At 60.7% G+C, this 1,680-nt stretch carries 2 protein-coding genes; both read right to left on the bottom strand.

The features are described from left to right. Positions 1-147: 147 nt before the first annotated feature. Positions 148-972, bottom strand: a complete 825-nt coding sequence (locus J2Y58_RS20880) for a hypothetical protein (protein WP_126014483.1) — start codon at positions 970-972, stop codon at positions 148-150. Positions 973-992: 20 nt separating this feature from the next. After that, positions 993-1,574, bottom strand: coding sequence for a recombinase family protein (locus J2Y58_RS20885; RefSeq protein WP_007406331.1), 582 nt, complete (start codon positions 1,572-1,574; stop codon positions 993-995). Positions 1,575-1,680: the final 106 nt, after the last annotated feature.

Genomic DNA, 1,680 nt, shown 5'->3' on the forward strand with positions numbered 1-1,680 from the left:
GGGGGCACCTCAAGGTTTGTCATATGGACAGCGGCAGTCGGAACAAATGGTCAACAAAGGCCTGAGCGTTGCCGCAAAGTATATTAAGTTTCGTGGGTTTGTGAGGTTGGACGAGTTGGAAGTTACCGGATCACCTCTCGTGATGTTTCACCCGCGGAGCTCGTAGTAGACGATCTGCCATCCATTCTTGGGACCGCGCCACTGGGTGATCTGAAAGCTATGGGCTTGTGCAGACCCGTCCAGGACGCGGCTACTCCACCGTAGCGTTTCATCGTAACTGCTTCCGGACGATAACGCACCCGCTATGCGCCGAATGGGCAGCTTGGCGGGGAGCCTGCGGATGCGTCGGCCATCGTTGCCGACAAAGATAACGTCTTCGGCCACGCTTCGTCTTGGAACAGCCAACCAGTCGACCTGTTTGCCGGCCTGCTCCTGTCGCAAAACAGACGCGATCTCTTTCGCATCGCTAACGGCTTGGATTTGGAGCTGTTCATTGGTGAGTTTTGCCGAGCACTCAGGTTCGATCGCTTGTAAACTTTCTGCCGCTAATGCCTTCGATCCATCCCGACGATAGTCGTCGATTTCCCAGCGCCACCCCTCAGCACTGTTCCGCCAAAGCGTCTTATATGATCCAACTCGATTTCCGCCATCGTACAGCCCGCCGATAACAACTGCCGACCCGCTCGGATCACAGGACGGAAAGACAAGTTCGGGTCTGCGCTCGGCATGGCTCTCGACACTCATCATTGTGAGCCACCACCTTCGGCTACTCTCGGCTGCTTGCAACATGCTGGCCACAGATGGAGAGCGCGCGGTTTCGGGCGCATGTTGTATTGGCCAGGGGTCGCTTTGTGGACCGAAACTGCGTGCCGCTGCCTGACGGCCACTGGCAAGTACAGCTTCCGAGTAGGCCCGCTCCGCCTCCAGCGCGGAATTCGGCGAACTTGCCGCTAGTAGAAGCGCGAAGATCATGGCGAAATCCTACTCCTCAATCAACGTGTCGAGCGATGTACGGGCATCTGCGCCGGATGGTTGAGCGCCCGATAGAGCGTGGCATGATGACACTTCAGCAGCTTCGCCGCTTCGCGCACCGATGTGCCTTCGCCGACGAGACGCTGTCCGAGCGCGATCTGGTCCGGAGTGAGCTTGGGCTTACGCCCGAACTTCACGCCGCGCGCCATGGCTGCCGCGCGGCCGGAACTGGTACGCTGGTGGATCAGCTCGCGCTCGAACTCCGCGATGCCGGCGAACACGGTGAGCACCATGCGTCCCGCAGGCGTGGTCGTGTCGGCCCAGGGCTCGGCGAGCGAGCGCAGCCCCGCTCCCGCCTCGTTCAGCTTCTCGGCGATGTCGAGCAGGTCGCGCGTCGACCGCGCTAGGCGATCGAGCCGGGTGACCACAACCACGTCGTCGTCGCGCAGCTGCTCCAGCATCCGGTCGAGTTCCGGTCGGGCGCGCTTGGCGCCGGACACCTTCTCCTCGAATGTCCGCCGGCATCCGGCCGCCTTCAGTGCCGTCTTTTGAAGCGTGAGATCCTGATCGTCGGTAGATACGCGCGCATAGCCGAGGAGCATGTCGCAGATGTGCATTGGAACACGGCTGATTAGCAACAGACATTTGCGACAGCGTCCGCCCTCGTGGCGTGACCGGTCAGGGCCGCTGTCGCGAAACTTGAGAGTT

The organism is Sphingomonas sp. BE138 (genome assembly GCF_031456125.1).
Taxonomy (GTDB): domain Bacteria; phylum Pseudomonadota; class Alphaproteobacteria; order Sphingomonadales; family Sphingomonadaceae; genus Sphingomonas.